General features: G+C 72.6%; 20 protein-coding genes. 13 read left to right on the top strand and 7 right to left on the bottom strand.

Annotated elements, in window-relative coordinates:
- Positions 1–19: 19 nt before the first annotated feature.
- The 6 genes from A1QA_RS13385 (at position 20) to A1QA_RS0104135 (ending at position 5,720) form a co-directional block, all read left to right on the top strand.
- The gene (locus tag A1QA_RS13385) at positions 20–1,447 is read left to right on the top strand and encodes a glutamyl-tRNA reductase (protein WP_017177670.1); all 1,428 of its coding nucleotides are present in this window, start codon (positions 20–22) and stop codon (positions 1,445–1,447) included.
- Positions 1,444–2,898, top strand: a complete 1,455-nt coding sequence (locus A1QA_RS0104155) for a ferrochelatase (protein WP_017177669.1) — start codon at positions 1,444–1,446, stop codon at positions 2,896–2,898. The genes A1QA_RS13385 and A1QA_RS0104155 overlap by 4 nt, the downstream gene beginning before the upstream one ends.
- Complete coding sequence (hemQ, locus tag A1QA_RS0104150; RefSeq protein ID WP_017177668.1) at positions 2,895–3,683, top strand: hydrogen peroxide-dependent heme synthase; 789 nt, start codon at positions 2,895–2,897, stop codon at positions 3,681–3,683. The genes A1QA_RS0104155 and hemQ overlap by 4 nt, the downstream gene beginning before the upstream one ends.
- Positions 3,684–3,757: 74 nt before the next feature.
- Complete coding sequence (gene trxA / locus A1QA_RS0104145) at positions 3,758–4,150, top strand: thioredoxin (RefSeq protein WP_017177667.1); 393 nt, start codon at positions 3,758–3,760, stop codon at positions 4,148–4,150.
- A 54-nt stretch (positions 4,151–4,204) separates the two neighbouring features.
- A complete protein-coding gene (locus tag A1QA_RS0104140; protein ID WP_017177666.1) occupies positions 4,205–4,696 on the top strand; it encodes a Dps family protein in 492 nt (163 codons plus the stop codon).
- Positions 4,697–4,784: 88 nt separating this feature from the next.
- Positions 4,785–5,720, top strand: a complete 936-nt coding sequence (locus tag A1QA_RS0104135; RefSeq protein WP_244266059.1) for a macro domain-containing protein — start codon at positions 4,785–4,787, stop codon at positions 5,718–5,720.
- 145 nt (positions 5,721–5,865) lie between these two features.
- Here A1QA_RS0104135 and A1QA_RS13380 read toward each other — a convergent pair whose 3' ends face one another.
- Positions 5,866–6,249, bottom strand: a complete 384-nt coding sequence (locus A1QA_RS13380) for a PspC domain-containing protein (RefSeq protein WP_017177664.1) — start codon at positions 6,247–6,249, stop codon at positions 5,866–5,868.
- A 153-nt stretch (positions 6,250–6,402) separates the two neighbouring features.
- Here A1QA_RS13380 and A1QA_RS0104125 point away from each other — a divergent pair, with 153 nt between their 5' ends.
- From A1QA_RS0104125 to A1QA_RS0104115, 3 genes are read left to right on the top strand one after another with little or no spacing between them, the layout of a single operon-like run.
- The gene (locus A1QA_RS0104125; RefSeq protein ID WP_051000513.1) at positions 6,403–7,158 is read left to right on the top strand and encodes a TetR/AcrR family transcriptional regulator; all 756 of its coding nucleotides are present in this window, start codon (positions 6,403–6,405) and stop codon (positions 7,156–7,158) included.
- Entirely contained in the window at positions 7,155–8,099 is a 945-nt protein-coding gene (locus A1QA_RS0104120) for an ABC transporter ATP-binding protein (protein ID WP_017177662.1), read from the top strand. Before A1QA_RS0104125 ends, A1QA_RS0104120 begins: the two co-directional genes overlap by 4 nt.
- Before the next feature lie 3 nt (positions 8,100–8,102).
- On the top strand, positions 8,103–9,785 hold the full coding sequence (locus A1QA_RS0104115) for a hypothetical protein (protein WP_244266058.1): 1,683 nt from the start codon (positions 8,103–8,105) through the stop codon (positions 9,783–9,785).
- 25 nt (positions 9,786–9,810) lie between these two features.
- Here A1QA_RS0104115 and A1QA_RS0104110 read toward each other — a convergent pair whose 3' ends face one another.
- Positions 9,811–10,728 (bottom strand): Abi family protein, encoded by a 918-nt coding sequence (locus A1QA_RS0104110; protein WP_017177660.1) that lies wholly within the window; start codon positions 10,726–10,728, stop codon positions 9,811–9,813.
- 390 nt (positions 10,729–11,118) lie between these two features.
- Between A1QA_RS0104110 and A1QA_RS0104105 the strand changes: the two genes are divergently transcribed.
- Together A1QA_RS0104105 and A1QA_RS0104100 are read left to right on the top strand one after the other, a co-directional pair.
- The gene (locus tag A1QA_RS0104105) at positions 11,119–11,571 is read left to right on the top strand and encodes a hypothetical protein (RefSeq protein ID WP_017177659.1); all 453 of its coding nucleotides are present in this window, start codon (positions 11,119–11,121) and stop codon (positions 11,569–11,571) included.
- 147 nt (positions 11,572–11,718) lie between these two features.
- Positions 11,719–11,961, top strand: coding sequence for a DUF350 domain-containing protein (locus tag A1QA_RS0104100; RefSeq protein ID WP_244266057.1), 243 nt, complete (start codon positions 11,719–11,721; stop codon positions 11,959–11,961).
- A gap of 140 nt (positions 11,962–12,101) precedes the next feature.
- On the opposite strand, the gene A1QA_RS0104095 is transcribed toward A1QA_RS0104100, so the two are convergent.
- A complete protein-coding gene (locus A1QA_RS0104095; RefSeq protein ID WP_026048671.1) occupies positions 12,102–13,739 on the bottom strand; it encodes a hypothetical protein in 1,638 nt (545 codons plus the stop codon).
- Positions 13,740–13,971: 232 nt separating this feature from the next.
- Here A1QA_RS0104095 and A1QA_RS0104090 point away from each other — a divergent pair, with 232 nt between their 5' ends.
- Entirely contained in the window at positions 13,972–15,273 is a 1,302-nt protein-coding gene (locus A1QA_RS0104090) for an alpha-amylase family protein (RefSeq protein WP_026048670.1), read from the top strand.
- A gap of 138 nt (positions 15,274–15,411) precedes the next feature.
- On the opposite strand, the gene A1QA_RS0104085 is transcribed toward A1QA_RS0104090, so the two are convergent.
- From A1QA_RS0104085 to A1QA_RS13370, 3 genes are all read right to left on the bottom strand, one after another.
- Positions 15,412–15,828, bottom strand: a complete 417-nt coding sequence (locus A1QA_RS0104085) for a hypothetical protein (RefSeq protein ID WP_026048669.1) — start codon at positions 15,826–15,828, stop codon at positions 15,412–15,414.
- Positions 15,825–16,547: a TetR/AcrR family transcriptional regulator gene (locus tag A1QA_RS13375; protein ID WP_017177655.1), complete on the bottom strand. Its 723-nt coding sequence runs from the start codon at positions 16,545–16,547 to the stop codon at positions 15,825–15,827. The genes A1QA_RS0104085 and A1QA_RS13375 overlap by 4 nt, the downstream gene beginning before the upstream one ends.
- 124 nt (positions 16,548–16,671) lie before the next feature.
- Positions 16,672–17,418: a GlxA family transcriptional regulator gene (locus A1QA_RS13370; RefSeq protein ID WP_017177654.1), complete on the bottom strand. Its 747-nt coding sequence runs from the start codon at positions 17,416–17,418 to the stop codon at positions 16,672–16,674.
- Positions 17,419–17,574: 156 nt separating this feature from the next.
- On the opposite strand from A1QA_RS13370, the gene A1QA_RS0104070 reads away from it, so the two are divergent.
- A complete protein-coding gene (locus A1QA_RS0104070) occupies positions 17,575–18,282 on the top strand; it encodes an isochorismatase family protein (protein WP_017177653.1) in 708 nt (235 codons plus the stop codon).
- Between the two features lie 220 nt (positions 18,283–18,502).
- On the opposite strand, the gene A1QA_RS13365 is transcribed toward A1QA_RS0104070, so the two are convergent.
- Positions 18,503–18,918, bottom strand: a 416-nt coding sequence (locus tag A1QA_RS13365) for an NUDIX domain-containing protein (RefSeq protein WP_017177652.1), incomplete at its 5' end; no start/stop codon positions are given.

Below are 18,918 nucleotides of genomic sequence, written 5' to 3'. Positions count from 1 at the left end.
GTGCTTCAATTCAAGCACTGTGACGATTCATCTCATCTCAGCCGACCATCTCTCCCAGGGCCTCGACGTCGTCGCCCGCCTGGGGGCGAATCCTCGGCGCCTCGGCCCCGACCTCCTCGCTGCCGTCCCCGGACTGCGCGGCGTGCTCGTCCTGGCCACCTGCAACCGTCTCGCGATCCTCCTCGACGAGGACGGTGAACTCCCAGCCGGGGCCGGCGAGGACGCCGGCGCGGCCGGTCCGGGCGCCGCGGCCCAGCCCGGGCGCCCTCTCTCCTCCTCGCCCGTCGTGCGGGAGGCGAGTGCCCTCCTGGAGCGCCGCGCGGGCATGCCCGAGGGCTCCGCCGGGCTCAGCACCGCCTGCGGATCCGACGCCTACCGCGAGCTCATCGCCACCGCCGCGGGCCTGCGCTCCATGGTCGTCGGCGAGCGCGAGATCGCGGGCCAGCTCCGCCGCTCCCTCGTCCGTGCCGCCGAGGAGGGCACCACCTCGGCCGATCTGTGCCGACTCGTCGAGAGGGCCTCGGCCGCGTCGCGACGCGTCGCCCGGGAGACCTCCCTGGCGGGGGCGGGCCGCAGCCTCGTCGCCGTCGGCCTCGGCCTGGCCTCCCAGCGCATGCCGGACCTGGAGGGCGCGCGCGTCGTCGTCGTGGGAACCGGCGCCTACGCGGGGGCGACCGTCGTCGCCCTGCGGGAGCGCGGCGTGCGAGATATCGCCGTCCACTCCCACTCCGATCACCAGGCCGCCCAGCCGGGCCGGGAGTCCTCATCCGCCGCCGGGCCCGACCGCGCCGCCGCCTTCGCCCGCAAGCGGGGCCTGGAGGTTGTCGGCCCCCACGAGCTGACCGAGCGCCTCGCGAGCGCCGACCTCGTCATCACCTGCCGGGGCCTGGGCAGCCCCGTCATCACCCGCGGGCTCATCGACGACGCCCTGGCCCGCCGCGCCTCAGGGGCGCTCGGCCCGTCGGCCCCGCCCCACCCCCTCGTCATCCTCGACCTCGCCCTCAGCCGCGACGTCGACCCCGGCGTCGCCGATGCGCCCGGCGCCCTGCTCATCGACCTGCCCCGCATCCGCCAGGCCGTTCCCGCCGCCCAGACCGCGCAGGTGGAGGCCGCAGAGCGGATCGTGGCCGAGGAGGCCGCCGCCCTCGACCGGCTCGTGGGCGGGCGCCGCATGGACCCCGTCATCCGGGCGCTGCGCGGCCAGGCCGAGGAGGTGGTGGCGCGCGAGGCGGTCCGCCTGCGCCCCGTGGATGGCCGCGTGGATCTCGACGACGCCGTCCGAGCCCTCGAGCGCCTGGCCGCCGCCCTCATGCACGCCCCCAGCCAGGCCGCCCGCGCCGCGGGGGAGGCAGGCCTCTCGCAGGAGTACCTCGCCGCGCTGCCCATGGTCCTGGGGCCCATCGGCGGCGCCGACTCGCCCGCCCGCCGCGCAGGAGGTTCCCGATGACCGATCCCCTCGACCCCTACGACGCCGTCCTCCTCCTGTCCTACGGCGGCCCGCAGGGCCCCGACGACGTCCTCCCCTTCATGCGCAACGCCACCGCCGGGCGGGGCGTGCCCGACTCCCGGCTCGCCGAGGTCTCCGTCCACTACCAGCGCTTCGACGGCGTCTCGCCGATCAACACACGCAACGCCGAGCTCCTGACTGCCCTGCGCGCCGAGCTCGCCGCGCGCGGCTCGCGCGTCCCTGTGGTCCTCGGCAACCGCAACTGGCACCCCTTTGTCTCCGAGGCCCTGCGCGAGCTCGCCGACGCCGGTGCCCGCCGCGTCCTCGCCCTGACGACCGCCGCCTACGCGTCCTACTCCGGGTGCCGCCAGTACCGCGAGGATCTCGCCGCCGCCCTCGACATGCTCGCCACCGGCTCCGACGGCGCCACCGGTCAGGGCGTCGAGGCCGACGCCGCCGCCCGCGTCGGGGGAGCGGGGGGCGAGCCGGTCCACCTGGTGGTCGACAAGACCCGCCCCTTCTACAACACGCCCGGCATGCTCCAGGCCAACGCCGACGCCATCGCCGCCGCCTACGACGAGCTCGCCGCCCAGGGCGTCCCCGCGCAGTCCGTCCACCTCGTCCTCGTCACCCACTCCATCCCCACCTCCATGGAACGCGGCTCCGCGCCGGATGCGTCGTCCAGCTCCGGGGGCGGGGCGCTGGGTCCCCGGGAGGAAGAAGCGGGGCACTGGGGGGCGCCGCCGAAGGCGTGGCGGGGCTGGCGGGAGCGGCCCGAGGAACGAGGGCCGCGGATGGTAGCCGAGGCGGCGACCACCAGGGCCCCGCTCCCAGCACCCAGTACGCCACCCGCCCCCCAGCACCCCGCCCTTCCCGCGCCCGCTGCCCGCGAGCCGGGGGTGGCGGAGGACCTGTCCACGGAGATCAGCTACGTCGAGCAGCACCTGCGGTTCGCGCGCGTCCTGCTGCCCGCCGTCGCCGAGAGAGTGGGAATGGCGTCGCCGCCGCCGGTCGACCTGGCGTTCTGCTCGCGCTCGGGCCCGCCGCAGGCGCGCTGGCTCGAGCCCGACATCAACGACCGCATCACGGCCCTGGCCGCGCTGCCCCGCAGGCCCGGCGGGATCATCGTCGCCCCCATCGGCTTCATCGCCGACCACATGGAGGTCGTCTTCGACCTGGACACTGAGGCGCGCGAGACCGCCGACCTCCTGGCCATGCCCTACGCGCGCGCCGCCACCGCGGGCACGCATCCGGCGCTGGTGGCCTCGCTCGTCGACCTGCTGGCCGAGCGGGCCGCCGTCGCCCGGGGCGAGAGCGTCGTCCCCACCACGACGACGGGCGCCGGTCCCTTCCACACCGTCTGCCCGCCCGAGTGCTGCCGACCCGCCGTCGGCGGCGCCCACCCCCACTCCACTCACCTGCCTACCCCCGATCCAGAGGAGGAATCATGACCGACACCCCCGCGACCACTCCCGCCAGCCCTGGCATCCACCGCTTCGAGGACGAGGAGCGCCGCCCCCACCACGATCCGCGCGACGCCGTCGACGTGGATTTCGACGCCATCAACGACCACAACCACTACGCGCTGTGGGCCGTCTTCCGCCTCGCCTCGCCCCTGCCCGCCGATGACGCGGCGCGCGGGCGGATCGTCGCCGAGTCCGCCGGCTTCGTCGAGGGGACGGGCGTGACGACCCGCGGCTGGTACGACGTCGCCGGGCTGCGCTCGGACGCCGACCTGCTCATCTGGTGGCTCGACGACGACCCCGAGCGCCTCCAGGACGCCTACCACCGGCTGCGGGCCAGCGCGCTCGGCCGCCACCTGGAGCCGGTCTGGTCCTGCATGGGCCTGCACACCCCCGCCGAGTTCAACCGCCGCCACGTCCCCGCCTGCTTCGCGGGCACGGCCCCGCGCGACTGGTGCATGGTCTACCCCTTCGTGCGCTCCTACGACTGGTACCTCCTGCCCGACGAGGAGCGCAGCCGCATCATGGCCGCCCACGGCCGCAATGGGTTCTCCGCGTACCCTGACGTCAAGGGGTCGACGCTCGCCGCCTTCGGGATGAGCGACTACGAGTGGATCCTCGGCTTCGAGGCCGACTCCCTCGATCGGCTCGAGGGGGTCCTCCACCGCCAGCGCTACACCGAGGCGCGCCTCCACGTGCGCGTTGACACCCCCTTCTACACCGGCCGCCGCCTCGAGCCCCAGGACTGGGCCAACCGTCAGCCCCGGGCCTGAGCGAGCGCCCCGGAATATACGGCCCGGGGATATCCGTTGTCCCGATCAGCCGCCGTCGATCCGAAAGGCAAACCATGGCTCTGACCACCATCACCGGCAAGGAGTTCAACTCGACCGTGCGCGGCGAGGGCATCACCCTCGTCGACTTCTGGGCCTCCTGGTGCGGCCCCTGCATGCGCTTCGCCCCGGTCTTCGAGAAGGCCGCCGAGGCCAACCCGGACATCACCTTCGCGAAGGTCAACACCGAGGAGGAGCCCGAGCTCGCCGGCGCCCTGGGCATCTCCTCCATCCCGACCCTCATGGCCTTCCGTGACGACGTCCTCGTCTACCGCGAGGCCGGCGCCCTGCCCGCCAAGGCGCTCGACGCCCTCATCACGCAGGTCCGCGAGCTCGACATGGAGGCCCTCAAGGCCGAGATCGCCAAAGAGCAGGCCGGAGCGCAGGCCGCCGACGGCGAGCAGGCCTGACCCCCATCCCACACGAACTACTTTTTAGATCCGACCGAGAGTAAGGTAAAGCCCATGAGCACCAAGACTGTCACCTCCGCCCCCGTCCGCATGTCCTTCACCGCCTCCGAGGCCCTGAGCGCCCACCTCCAGGCCTCCCTGGTGGACATCACCGCCCTCAGCCTCGTGGCCAAGCAGATCCACTGGAACGTCGTCGGCCCCAACTTCCGCGACCTCCACCTCAACCTCGACGAGGTCGTCGACATCGCCCGCGCCGGCTCCGACGCCCTGGCCGAGCGCATGCGCGCCATCAACGTCGTCCCCGACGGCCGCCCCGAGACCGTCGCCGCGAAGACCACCGTCCCCGAGGCCCCCGTCGCCCAGGTCATCACCAATGAGGCTGTCGACTACATCGTGTCCGCCATCGACGCCGTCGTGAAGACCATGCGCGCCGTCCACGACGACGTCGACTCCGAGGACGCCGTCTCCGGCGGCATCCTGGAGGACTACACCCAGCAGCTCGAGCAGCAGGGCTGGTTCCTCTCCGCCCAGAACTACACCGCCTGAGCCTCCAGCCGGGTGACCGCGGGGCCGGATGGGACTGACCCGTCCGGCCCCGCGCCGTCCCCCGCCCTCCCTGCCGTACCCTGGCCCTATGCCGATGCCGCCTGTGCCCCCTGTGCCGCCCACCGCGCCCGATCCCGACTCCGGGCCCCTCCAGCCGCGCACCGCCGCCGAGGGGCGCATCGCGATCCTCACCCAGTACTTCGCCACCGACGCCGTCAACCACGGCGACGTCGCCTCCTTCCCGCCGCCGATCGCCCTCGACGAGCTCCCCTTCGCCGAGCGCCGACGCCTCCTCGACGGGCTGCTCACCATCCGCCCGCCCCGCCCGATCGACGACGAGGACATGCGCGACGAGCTCGACGAGATGCTCACCCATGAGTCCGCCGAGCGGGCCGCCGAGGCGGGCGACCCCGACGCCCTCGCCCTGCCCGTCCTTGCCACCACCCACGGCGTGGCGGGTGCCCTCGGCGAGCACGGCGCCCTGTGGGAGGGTGACCTCACCACCCTGCGGGCCGGCGCCATCGTCAACGCCGCCAACGGGCAGATGCTCGGCTGCCGCGTGCCCGGCCATGCCTGCATCGACAACGTCATCCACGCCGTCGCCGGGCCGGGCTTGCGCGCCGAGTGCGCCGAGTACATGGCCGGGCGCGCCGAGCGCGGAGAGGGGCCCGAGCCCGTGGGGCGCGCGGTCCTCACCGGTGGCTACCACCTCCCCGCCGGGCACGTCATCCACACGGTGGGGCCCGTCGTCGACGGCGGGCGCGTCGAGAAGCGCCACCGCACCCGGCTGGCGAGCTGCTACCGGGCGATCCTCGATACCGCCCAGGAGGCGGGCCTGGATTCGGTGGGTCTGTGCTCGGTGTCCACCGGCGCCTTCGGCTATCCCAAGGAGGAGGCGGCCCCGCTCGTCCTCGAGACGATCGGGGTCTGGCTCGCGGCGCACCCGGGCTCGGAGCTGCGAATCGTCATCTGCGCCTTCTCCGCGAAGGACCGAGCCGTCTATGAGGCCGCGCTCGCGAACTAGGCGGATGCTGGGTCGGGGCGGTGGCTCCGGTCCGCTGGCCAGTCCCTCGCGCCATCGGGCGCTGGGGCGCCCTCAGACGCTCCCGCCAGACCCGGTGCCAGCCCCGCGGACCGGAGCCACCACCCCTCCCGGAACCGCTCCGCGCTCAGTCGGCGTCGGGCATGAGGACCCAGGCGACGGCGTAGGCCAGCCACATGGGCCCGGGCAGGGCGGCCAGGGCGAGCGTTGCCAGGCGCACGAGGGTGGGGCTCACGCCCAGGTCCTCCGCGATCCCGCCGCAGACGCCGGCGACGAGCCGGTTGCGCGAGCGGCGGGGCAGCGAGGAGCGCCAGGACTCGGCGCGCGCCGAGAAGGATCCCTGCGCGTAAGCGGCGCCACCGGGGGTGGAGTAGGGCGTCGAGTACGGGTTGGCCCCGGGGCCATGGGGTGCGGAGTACGTGCCAGCGGTGGGGCCGTAGGAAGCGCTGGCGTCGGGGGCGGAGTAGGCGGTGGCGGTCTCAGGGGCGGTGGAGAAGTCGTTCGTGCTCATGGCTCAAGACTGCCCCGCGCCGGCGCTGCGAGGTATCGGGGGTCCCCCTGATCCGCCCCTGAACCGTCCCTGGCCGAGTCGGGGACTCCCCCTGGAGGCCAGGGGCGACGGCGCCTCTTGTGGGAGATTGAACGAGCGTATAGAATATTGGTCATGCGTTCAACATCGGATCGCTCAACCCCCTCCCGACAGGAGGATCTCACCACGGTGGCCCGTATTCGCGCCGCCGCTATGACTCGCTTCGCCGCCGACGGGTTCGGTGTGGGCCTACGGGCCATCGCGGCGGACGCCGGAGTCACCGCCGGGCTCATCACCCACCACTTCGGCTCCAAGGAGGGCCTGCGCCAGGCCTGCGACGCCGAGGTCCTGCGCCAGATGGACCAGGCCAAACGGGACTCCGAGATCTTCGGCGGCTCCGCCAAGGTCATGACCCAGATGGCCCAGGCCGAGCAGTACATCCCCGCCAGCGCCTACGCCTTGCGCTCTCTCATGGAGGGTGGCGAGCTGGCCCGCACGCTCATGGAGATGTTCGCGACCGAGTCTGAGTCCCTCATGGCCGCCGGGGTCGCCGCCGGCACCATCAACCCCTCGATGGACGAAGTGGCCCGCGCCCGCTACCACGCTTACGCGGAGGCCGGCGCTCTGCTCATGTACATGCACTACGAGGCCCCCGACCCCACGGATATTCAGGCGGTCGTGCGCGACTACTACACCACGTACGGGCCGGTGGCCCTGGAGTCCTACTGCCAACCGGTCTTCACCGACCCCTCCATGCTCACCCCCTATCTCGACGCCGCGCAGGCCTCCCGGCCCGGGGCCGCGAGCGCGCCCCACTCCGACTCCCGGCCCCGTCCCGGTGACACCCCCGAGCCATCCACCTCCACCACCTCACACCAGGAGGAGCCATGACCACCGCACCCGTTGTCGAGACCATCGGACTGACCAAGACCTTCGGGCGGGGCCCACGCGCCACCCGGGCCCTCGACGGCCTGGACCTCGCCGTCGCGCCCGGCCAGATCCTCGGATTCCTCGGCCCCAACGGCGCCGGCAAGTCCACCACCCTGCGCGTCCTGCTCGGGATGCTCCGCGCCGACGGCGGCACCGCCCGCCTCTTCGGCGCCGACCCCTGGGGCGCCGTCGCCGAGCACGAGCGCCTGGCCTATGTGCCGGGCGACGTCGCCCTCTGGCCGGGCCTCACCGGCGGGCAGACCCTCGACGCCCTCGCCTCCCTGCGCTCCCGCAGGCCCAGCGAGGCTCGCCGCGCCGAGCTCATCGAGCGCTTCGACCTCGACCCCACCAAGAGGGTCCGCGCCTACTCCAAGGGCAACCGGCAGAAGGTCGCCCTCATCGCCGCCCTGGAGACCGACGTCGACCTCCTCATCCTCGACGAGCCGACCTCCGGCCTCGACCCCCTCATGGAGGAGGTCTTCCGCCAATGCGTCGCCGAGGCCGCCGGGCGGGGTAGCGCCGTCCTGCTCTCCAGCCACATCCTGTCCGAGGTGGAGAGCCTGGCCGACTCGGTCACCATCATCCGCGCGGGCCGCGCCGTCGAGTCCGGGAGCCTGGAGCGCATCCGCGCCCTCGCCCGCTCCCGCATCAGCGCCGTCGTCGAGCGGGAGCCCGATCTGGCCGGCGCGCCCGGGGTCCACGACCTGAGGGCCTCCTGCGCCGACGGCGTCTGGCAGATCACCCTGACTGCCGACGCCGACCAGGTGGGCGCCGTCATGGAGCGCCTGGCGGCGCTCGGGCTGCGCTCGATCACCGCCGCCCCGCCGAGCCTGGAGGAGATCTTCCTCCACCACTACTCCTCCTCCGAGGGCGCCCCCTCCGCCGGCGGCAAGGTGGGCTGAGCGATGGCACGAGTGATCTCGCCGCTGACCCGCCTCACCCTGCGCCGCGACCGCCGCCCCGCGATCGGCTGGACCGCTGGCATCGCGCTCCTGGCCGCCTACTCAGCGATCGCGCTGACCGGCATCTACGACACCGCCGCCGAGCGCAGGGCCTTCGCCACCGCCTTCTCCAGCCCAATGGCCGCCATGTTCACCGGCCCCGGCTACGGACTCGACGACGCCGATCCCTCCCTCGGTGCCATCCTCGCCACCGAGGTGCTCGGCTACCTCGCCCTCATCGCCGTCCTCGCCGGGCTCCTCATGTCCATCGCCCGCACCCGGGCCGACGAGGAGACCGGTCCCGGCGAGCTCCTGCGCGCCGCGCCCGTGGGCCGCTCCCAGGCGACGCGCGCCGCCCTGGCCTCCGTCATGCTGACCGGCTCCCTCATGGCCGTGGCCTTCTGCGCGATCACCGTCGCCGTCGGCCTGGCGCCCCTCGACGCGCTCGCCGCCGGGCTCGGCCTGGCGCTGTGCGCCGCCGCGGGCGCTGGCGGCGGGCTGGTGCTCGGCGCGCTCGCGGGCTCCGCCCGGGCCGCGCGCGGAATGGGCACCCTCCTTGTCGTCGCCTGGTACCAGCTGCGCGGGCTCGGGGACTCCACCGCGGGCGCCGACTGGCTGTCCTGGACGACGCCGATCGGCCTCGTCCAGCAGGCGCGCCCCTGGGCCGGGCTGCGGTGGGCGCCGCTCCTCCTGCTCGCCGCTGGAGCCGCCGCGCTGTGCGCCCTGGGCTGCGCCCTCCACGCGCGCCGCGAGCTGGGGGAGGGGCTGGTGACCCTGCCCGCCTCCCGGGGTGCCCGACGACCGGGGCCGCGGGGCGCGATCGCGCTAGCCCTGCGCACGTCCGCGGCGACGCGCGGCTGGTGGGGCGTGGGCGGGCTCGTCTTCGCCGTCGTCTACGGGGTGTTCGCCTCACAGGTCGAGTCGAGCCTGGCCGCCATGTTCGAGGACAACCCGGCGCTGAAGGCCTTCGTCGGCGGGCAGCTGACGGTGCAGACCTATCTGGCGCTCATCGTCACCTACGGCGGGCTCGTCCTGGCGGCCTGCGCCGTCGCGCTGGCCTCGGCCACGGCGGGGGAGGAGGGCTCGGGCCGCGCTGCCGTCCTCCTCGCCGAGCCGATCCCCCGGGAGCGGTTCCTCATGGGCCGCGCCGCGGTCATGGCGGCGGGGGTGGGCGCGACGGCGGTGGCGATCGCCGTCGGCCTGATGACGTCCGCGATCGCGCCGCTCGCCAACCAGGGGAGCGAGGCGGCGGCCCAGCCCTGGGCGCTCGCGGCGAGCATCACCGTGGGATGCGCTGCGACGCTCCCCGCCGCACTACTGCTCGGCGCGCTCACGCTGGCCGCGCAGGCGCTCGTTCCCCGGGCGGGCCGGATCGTGGGCTGGGGATTGCTCCTCGGCGCGGTTTGCGTGACGACGCTGGGGCAGGCCCTCCGGGCCCCTCAGTGGCTGCTCGACCTTTCGCCCTTGACGCACCTGCCGTCGCTCCCGACGGCGCGGGCCGGGCGCGCGGGAGGCGCCGCAGAGGCATGGACTTCCATCCTCGGGCCGTCGCATGCCTGGATCGGCCCGGGCGTGTGCCTCGTGCTGACCGGCCTGCTCCTCGCCCTGGCGGCCACCGCCCTGCGCCGCCGCGACCTCGTGGGGTGAGGCGAATTCGTCTTCGCGTAGCCGATCATGCGCTGAGATCGGCTTCTCCATATCTGCGTGGATGGCGGATGCCCCGATCCAGGAGTGGATTCTCGGCGAGCAGAGGATCGACGACCTCATCCAGCCAGCCTTCATGCAGGCCCGACTTGAGGAGGAGCTGGTCGAGCACGGCGAGGACTCCATAGATCGAACGATCGTCGAAGCCTCCATGACGTTTCTTGATCCGGCCACGCGCGCGGCCGAGTCCCGGCGCATCAATAACTGAGTGGTTCCAGATCTTGGCGTGATGGGCGATCCGGTTCCGAAGGTAGACGAGGGACTTCACCTTGCTCGCGAAGGTCGCCTGCTCGATGCCAAGTGCCTGGGCGAGCTCTCCGAGAACCCCACTGTCCCGGGAGGCGGCGATGCACCGGGACAGGGTCCCGACGGAGAGCACCTCCACTGCGGCCCAGGCGTAGAGATCGGCGTAGCGGTTGTCTGTGAATGCGCCTTTGCCCGCCTCCATGCGGCTGCGGCCAATGAAGGCCTCCTTGCTCTGATCGAGGTCGCGCCGCACGTACTCCTGGGCCGGTGTGTGGGTCTCGGACGTTGGGGCGGTCAAGCCCATGCCACTGCTCAGGCCACCTTGAACAGCCACGTTCTTGGCATAGGCATGGGAGAAGCGGACGCGGAGCATGACTTCCACCTGCCGCAGCGAGCGCATGCACTCGACGGCGAGGCGCTCCTCGGCAAGGTACAGGTCGCGGATCACGCCGAAGTCTGCGCCATCGACGAAGGTGTTGTCGCCGTAGGCCGGGTCCTTCTGCCAGTACCGGAAGTAGCCGGACAGCCGGTAGTAGCCGACCTGGCTGAGGAACTCGACGCATGCGGGCTCGTCCTCGACTCGCAGGCCCCGTTGCCGGAGGAGATCAGTTTGCTGCTCGTAGGTCAGGAGGAGCTTCACGACGCGCCTTCGACTAGAAGAGATAAGGCCCCGGCCTAGTATGCGTCGCAGATGGAGAGGCCTGACCGGGGGGCGATTGACTCCATCATAAGGGCATAGCGTCACTCGGTGCGACATCTGCGCCGCCGCGACCTCGTGGGGTGAGCCATAGGGGTGCGCAAGGCGACCGGCCCCATGGAGGCTCCTGCTCGTTCTCATGCCGGTGGCCAGTCTCATGACCACCGGCGTCTACCTCTCGATGACCGGTCGTCCTATCGCGTAGTGCCAGGCCGGAGCGTTGCCCTGGGGCTGAGGAGAAGCAGCGACCGCCTCTGGCTGCCCCGAGTCAATGCGGTTACCGTAGACGAGCATCAGCGCTGAACCCGCGGCACCCACGAATGGAGACAGAGCATGGGAATGGACATGATGGGCGGCATGGGGCCCATGGGCGGCGGCCTTGAGGCCCAGTCACAGGCGATCGGAAGCCTCCAGGGCAACCTCGCCGCCTTCATGGAGCAGGTCGGTGCCACTGAGGCCGCCATTGAGATCGAGGCCGTCGGCCTGCGCGCCAGCGTCCAGACCACCGCGGTCATCAACGGCGCCCAGCAGGCCAACGTCGTCCCCGGCGAGATCGTCCAGGAGGCCGTGCAGCTTCGCGTGGCCATGGCCCACCCCCGCGGCGGCACATGGACGTGGGCCCATCTGACCATGACCGCGCCGGGCTACCGCCTGAGCGTCGACGTCGACTACGACCGCAAGCCCGATCTCGACCCGCCCGTGAGCGCCAAGGACTGCGCGGACGAGCTCTCCCACTTCCCCCGGGACCCGGGCGCCACCCCCGAGTGGATGCGCCCGGCTCGCTGAGAGCGTCGCGCCACCCAGGTCCCGGCCGGTGTCAAGGCTCAGCCGTCCCCTGCGCGAGGGGCGGTGCGGGCCGGTAGTCTCGACGGCGTCGAACCACCCGCCCGCGCGCGCCCTGAGGCGCGAGAACACGGAGGAAGCATGAACACAATGCCCCTGGTAAGCCACAACCTATCGAGCGTGGGACTGACCTGGGAGTCCATCCTGGCCACGGTCGTCTACGCCGTTCTCGGCGTCGTCCTGCTCATGGTCTTCACCTGGGCCGTCAACAAGGCTTTCGGACTCGACCTGCGCCGCGAGCTCCTCGAGGACCAGAACGTCGGCCTCGGCGTCGCCTTCGCCGGCACGGCCATTGCCGTGGCCATCATCGTCTCGGCCACGATCTCTGGCTGAGCAGGCCAGACTCTTCGACGACGGCGCCCGCCACCCTCATGAACGGGGTGGCGGGCGCCGTCGTCGGTTGTTGCGGTCATTGCTGGCTCGGGGCGGAGGGCCCGGGGCCCCGCACGAGCTCAGGGCCCCGAGCGCCGGGCCTACTTCCGGGGAGCGGTGATCCGCCCGGGGCGCGGACGGCTGGGGCGGTCCTGGTCACCGGAGGAGCCGGACCGCCCCCGGCCGGACTGATTCTCCTGCGCGAACTGGCGAAGACCCCACTGGGGGCGGGCGCCATCGGCCTGGGCCCACGAGGAGCCAGCGCCTCCCGCGGCGGTCCCCGCGCGCCTCGCGGCCGCCTGCCCGTGCGCGCCGGGCTGGCTCGGGCCGCGTCGCGCGGGGGTGGCGGAGGGCTCCTCTGCGGCAGCCGGCGCGGAGCCAGCAGCGGGCGCGGCCGAGGAAACCGACACAGTCATGGAGGAGGGCGAGGAGGCGGACAGCCTCACCGTCGGGGACGTGGCCGCCGACCTGTGCGTCGCGCGCCCCGGGGCGTGGACGGGGCGCCGCGCGGACGCTCCCGGTGCCGTGGGGGTCGGCGAGGAGACGGTGTCGGGGATCGTCGCCTCGGTCGGTGGGATCTGGGCGGTGCTGCTGCGCGGCGAGGCGCTGGCGGCCACGTGGGAGGGGGCCGGATCAGTCGAGCCATACGAGGAGGTCGGTCCGGGGGTGGGGCTGGCCGGGCTCGGGTCGGCCGCTGCGGCTGTTGTTGAGGCAGGCGTCGCCTCCGGCACCCCGGTGGACGGGGCGCTGGACGCGGACGAGCGCCCGGGCGTCCCGTAGTCGGCCGGCTCGGGGCGGTTGATGCGCTGATGGTAGGCGACGGGCTCCGCCTGGATCGCCGTGGCCACGGGCTCCGCGGCGCGCTCGGCCACAGGCGCGGCCATCGGCGCGACGGTGGGCTCGGCCGCGATGGGCTGCTCGATCGGCGCGATCGGGCCGGTCTGCGCCCGCTGCGCGGATGAGGCGCTCGACGCCGACCGCGCGCTGGCGGCCGAGCGCTGCGCGAGTGCCGTCGGCTCCTCGCGAAGGTCGTAGAGGGACAGGTCCTGGCCCGCGTGGTGCAGCACCTCCGAGATCGGGGTGAGCATGGCCAGGCGGAAGGCCGGGTCGGCGGTGCCCGTGCTCATTGACGCCCAGGTCTCCTCAGGGCTCAGGGGCTCGCTGGTTGTGTCCAGGTCACGGCGGATCGCCTGCACCAAGCACACCTGGAGGCGGGCGTAGGCCATGATGGCGGGCTCAGTCCAGCGCGCGGAGGGCCGCTGGCCGCGGATGATCGAGAAGTTCCGCAGGGAGCGCAGGATCTCCTCCGACCCCATGAGCACGGTCACCGAGCGCAGGCGGCTCAGCGCCTCCTCGGCGGCGTCGGAGGTCTGCACGGTCATGCCGGTGCCGATATGCGTGTTCTCGGAGGCGATCTCGCGCAGGAAGCCGCGGTAGGCGTCCGCCTTCTCGCTCATGAGGCGCTCGCTGGGGGCCGCGTGGTGCTGCTCGCCCGCATCCGCTGCCCGGGCGGCGCTGAGCCGGCGCAACTGCTCCTCGATCCGGGACAGGGCCTCCGGGGGTATGCCCCCGCTCGAGGGGGCCGCCGCCCCGGCAGCGCGGGCGGAAGCGGCCTCCGATCGGGCAGCCTGGGCCTCCGATCGTGCCTCGGCCGCCACTTGGACAGCGCGCCACGCGAGGAATCCGACGACGAGGGTCAGGACGATCTGCAGGGCAGGCAAGGCAACGGTGGCGAGCATGCTCACTATTGTTGCCCGATCGTATCCTTCGGCGCACCCCTTCAGACAGGGACGGTTCTCACGCCGAGCGGGTCCCCAACCCTCTACCTGCGGCTCACCGCGAGGCCGAGGCCGTTCCCGAACCCGGCTCCGATCCGCCTCCGCCAGCGGGCGCGGTCGCCCGCACCGGCGCGCGCTCGTGCTGTCTTCCGGTTTCGCGTCCTCGGACCCGATCGATGGGTACCCTCAATGTATGAGTCCTGAGTCTGCTGGAGTAAGCCCGTCGAGGCGGGGGCCCGCATGGGTCGACCACGCGATCTGGTGGCAGGTCTACCCCCTGGGCGCCACTGGTGCGCCGATCCGGCCCGCCGTGGGGGAGGCGCCCGCCGCGCAGACCCCGGGGGCCCCGGCACGGCTCGACCGCCTGGAGCCCTGGCTCGACTACGCCGTCGAGCTCGGAGCCAACGGCCTGTCCCTCGGGCCGATCTTCCGCTCCGCCACCCACGGCTACGACACCACCGACCACTTCGCCATCGACCCGCGCCTGGGGGACGACGCCGCCTTCGACCGCCTCGCCGAGGCCTGCCGCGCGCGGGGCCTGGCCCTCATGCTCGACGGCGTGTTCAACCATGTCGGCTACGACCACCCCCTTTTCCAGGCGGCGCTGGCCGGGGGGAGCGAGCGCGAGCTCTTCCGATTCACCGAGCCCATCGGGCCGGGCGGCGACTACGCCGTCTTCGAGGGCCACGGCTCCCTGCCCCTCCTCAACCATGACAGCCCCGAGACCGCCCGGCTCGTGGGCGACGTCATGACCCACTGGCTCGACCGCGGCGCCACCGCCTGGAGGCTCGACGCCGCCTACGCCGTCCCGCCCGCCTTCTGGGCGCGCGTGCTGCCCGCCGTGCGTGAGCGCCACCCGGAGGCCTGGTTCATGGCCGAGGTCATCCACGGCGACTACGCGGGGATCGTCCAGGCCTCGGGGGTGGACAGCCTCACCCAGTACGAGTTGTGGAAGGCCATCTGGAGCTCGCTGAACGACGCCAACTTCTTCGAGCTCGACTGGTGCCTGGGGCGCCACAACGAGTTCCTCGACTCCTTCCTTCCTGCCACCTTCGTCGGCAATCACGACGTCACCCGCATCGCCAGCCGGGTGGGGCCGGGCAAGGCGGCGCTCGCCGTCGTCCTCCTCATGACCGTGGGCGGGGTGCCCTCCATCTACTACGGCGACGAGCAGGCCTTCACCGGTGTCAAGCGCGACGAGATCGGCGGCGACGACGAGGTCCGGCCCGCGCTGCCCGACACTCCTGCTGGGCTCTCGACCCTGGGGGAGTGGATGCACCGCCTCCACCAGGACCTCATCGGGATACGGCGCCGCCACCCCTGGCTCGTGCGGGCGCGCACCGAGGTGGCTGAGCTGGCCAATGAGCGCCTGTGCTACGACGCCGTCGGCGAGCAGGGGGAGCGGCTGCGGGTCGAACTGGACCTGCTTCCCGCGCCCCGCGCCGTCGTGAGCGCGCCCGGGGAGGCGCCGCTCGTCGTCGAGCCCCCTCGGTGAGACCGGGCTCGCCAGGAAAATGGCCAGGTTTGAGGATTCCTTTTCCTGACGCGGCGTCACGTGTTCTGCTGGCGCAGGTCAGGAAGGGGCGAAAGACGCAGGGCGGCTCGCGAGGGGGCGCTGTGGCCCGAGCAATCCTCAAACCTCGCCACTTCCGACGTCTGCGGGCGCCCACGGCCGGAAGGCGCCGAGCAGGACGGCCACTGCCAGCACCTGGAGCGCCCCAATGCCTCCCCACAGGGCGTGGGTCCACATGAAGGAGTCGATGACCAGGCACTCACCGGCGATCCACCCGAGCATGACCATGCCAGCCGCCGTGTGCGCCGCCGGCATCCAGGCGCGCCACCGCAGGTGCGCGGCCACCGCGGTCCACTGCGCCCCGCCGACGACGACTCCCAGCAGCAGCGCCGCCAGCCCTGTCCGCTCGGCGAAGGCCGTGCCCGCCAGCATCGGCGCGAACCACTGCGGGGCGAGGATGAGCTCGACCATCCCCACCAGTGTGGACAGCCCCTGGAAGACCGCCAGGCCCAGCATCCAGCCACGAAGTCGCCTCATGTCCGGCGCTCCTGGCCGGCCGGGCGAGGCCTGGGGCCGCCCTGCTTGGAATGCGAGCCTCGGGCGGGCCGCGCGGGCGCGTCGTCGGCGAGGTGGGTGGCGCAGAAGTGCTCCAGGTGCAGGTGGATGCGGCGCAGGGCCTCATCCAGGTCCGCCGGCCCGCTCGCGCCGGACAGGATGAGGTGGATCGGTCCCCAGAAGGCCAGTGCCACAGCCTGAGGGTCGGCCTCCCTGAAACCTCCCCGCTCGATGAGGGCGGTGAAGAGCTCGGCCTGGAAGGCCAGAGGGCGCTGCACGGTGAGGCCGCGCAGGCGCGCGCCGGCCTCGGGGGTGCGGAACTGCTCCAGGGTGAGGATGCGGCGCGCGGCGATGACATCGGGGTCTGTGAGCCAGAGCCGCGCGAAACCGGCGGCGACCTCCTCCAGCCGATCACGGCTCATGTCCTCGTAGACGTCGGCGGCCGCCGACGCGTCCTCAAGGGGGACGGCGAACTGTTCGCCAGTCTGGCCCAGCCGCTGCTCGGCCAGGTCGAGCACGGCGTCCAGCAGTGCCTGCTTGGAGGAGAAGTGGTTGTAGAAGGAGCTCTCCTTGATGCCGACGGCGCCCGCGAGAGCGCGGATGGATGTGCCCGCGAAGCCGTGGGTGGCGAAGGCCTCCTTGGCGGCATCGAGGAGGGCTTGGCGCGTGGGCAGCGCCGCCTGGCGCGTGGTGCGGGGCATCCTTGCTCCTATCCTCAGGAAACGAACGATCGTTAGCTTAGCATGAGAACCGCAGGCGTGGCTCGTGTCAGGAAAGTGGCCAGGTTTGAGGATTCCTTTTTCTGACGCCGTGTCACGTGTTCTGTTAGTGCAGGTCAGGAGAGTGCGGAAGAAGAGGAGTGCTTCCTCTGGGGGTGCCGAGGCCCGAGCAATCCTCAAACCTCGCCATTTCCCTCAGGCCTGAAACCTGCGGCGGTACTCCGACGGCGTCGTCGCCCGTCGCGGGAAGCGGCCGCTCGATGAACTGCGCCTGGCCGCCACTGCGGTGCGGCGCCATGACGAGCTGGCGCGCCACGGCATTGGCCGCCCGCGCGCCGAGGAGCCTGCGCACCAGGTGGAGGCAGGCGTCCAGTGAGGCGGCCGTGCCCGCGGAGGTCAGGACGTCGCCATGGTCGATGTAGAGGGCTGACTCATCGAGCCCCACGTCTGGGAGCGCGCTGCGCAGTGCGGGATAGACCCGCCAGCGGGTGACCGCCGTCCTGCCGTCGAGCAAGCCCGCCGCCGCCACTGGGACCGCGCCGAGGCACAGGCCGAGAATGATGGCGCCGCGGTCATGGGCGTCCACGATCATGCTGGTCACCTCGGGCGGGACCGGGCGACCATCGTCGAACCACGAAGGCATGACCAGCGCATCAGCGCTCGCGGCCTCCTCCAGGCCGGCGAGGCCGCCAAGGCTCCACCCCTCGGCCGTCCTCACCTGGCCGGGCCGGTCCGCGATGAGCCTCGACTCCCAGTCCGCCAGGCCCAGGCGCGTGACGGTGTCGAAGACCATCTGCGGCGCGGCCAGATGGAACATGGTGACGCCGTCGAAGGCGTAGATCGCGATGCGCATGCGGGGCTCGCTTCCTCGACGAAGGATGGCGCGAATCCATCGTAGAGCGGCATTTGAGCCACTGGTGGCTGCCCGCGAGCCCGGGAAGGCTGAGGCCTGACAGATCCGGCCCTATCCCGGCCGCATCCCGGCCACCGACCGCCCCGAGGAGATGCCATGCCCGCGCCCCGCCGCGCCCTCATCATCATCGACGCCCAGCAGCAGTACGCCAGCGGCCCACTGCGCATCCAGTACCCCGCATGGGAGGGAAGCCTGGAGCGCATCGCCCAGGCCATCGATGCCGCGCAGGAGGCCGGCCTGCCGATCGCCGTCGTCCAGCACTCGTCCGGCCGCGGCGCCCGCGCCTTCAACCCCGGCACCCCTCAGTTCGAGCTCGCCCCTGGGATCGCCGAGAGACTGCGCCCCGGTTGGAAGCGCGTCGTCAAGGAGCGCTCCTCCGCCTTCATCAGCACTGATCTGGGGCCGTGGCTGCGCGAGCAGGGCGTGGACACGATCGCCCTCGCCGGCTACATGACGAACAACTGCGTGCTGGCCACGGCGGTCGACGCCGAGCGATGGGGGATGAGCGCCGAGGTGCTGTCCGACGCCACCGGCGCGATCCACCTGGCCAATGCTGCGGGCGCGGTCAGCGCCCAGGCGCTTCACGAATCGCTCATGGTGCTGCTCCAGTCCAACTGGGCCGCCGTCGCCAGCGCGCGGGAGTGGACCGATGCCGTGCGATCAGGGCGACCCCTGCGCCCGAACGGGCTCGCTGCCTCGGCGCTCGCGGGGACGGCCAGCGCATGCCCCGCTGCCCCGGGTTGCTCGCCCCATCGCCACGCGTCGTACCCACCCCTATCGTCGAAGGGGTCGCCAACCACCTGAACCGAGGGGACGCCATGATCCGCCGTCGACGCCTTCTGTCCAGCGCTGTGCTGAGGTTCCTGGGCCTACCCGTCCTTGCCGCGTGCAAGCTCTCCGAGGGGAGGGGCCTCGACTCGATGCCCGCATGAGGCGCTCTGAAGCGATCTCGCGGTGCTGTTCGCCCGGTTTCGCCGTGCTGATCGCCCGGTCTCGCTCATAGGGGAGGGGGATGGGTGCGGGGTCAGTCGAAGGCGGCGGGGGCCGAGGGACTGGCGAACCAGGCCTGGGCGGCGGCGATACGGCGCCGCGCGGAATCCATGAGCGGCTCGGGCAGCTCGTCCGGCGCGAACCAGCCGACCTCCAGCGACTCGTCGTCGGCCACCCGCGCCGCCTGGGCGCCCGCCGCGGGCCTGGCCGCGAAGTCGATATCCATGAACACGCAGCGGTCCCCGTTGGGGAAGGTCTTCGGCGTCCCGGCCCCCACATGCACGAGACCGAGGAGCTCGATCGCCACGCCGGTCTCCTCCAGGCACTCGCGCACCGCCGCCGCGCCCGGCTGCTCGCCGGGCTCGGGGATCCCGCTGATGACGGCCCATTGGCTGTTATCCGAGCGCCGGCCGAGCATCAGCCGCCCCGCCTCATCGACGACGACGACGC

The organism is Actinomyces timonensis DSM 23838 (genome assembly GCF_000295095.1).
GTDB classification, from domain to species: domain Bacteria; phylum Actinomycetota; class Actinomycetes; order Actinomycetales; family Actinomycetaceae; genus Actinomyces; species Actinomyces timonensis.
The sequence above is the reverse complement of the archived record's forward strand: the minus strand, read 5'-3'. Positions and strand labels throughout refer to the sequence as shown.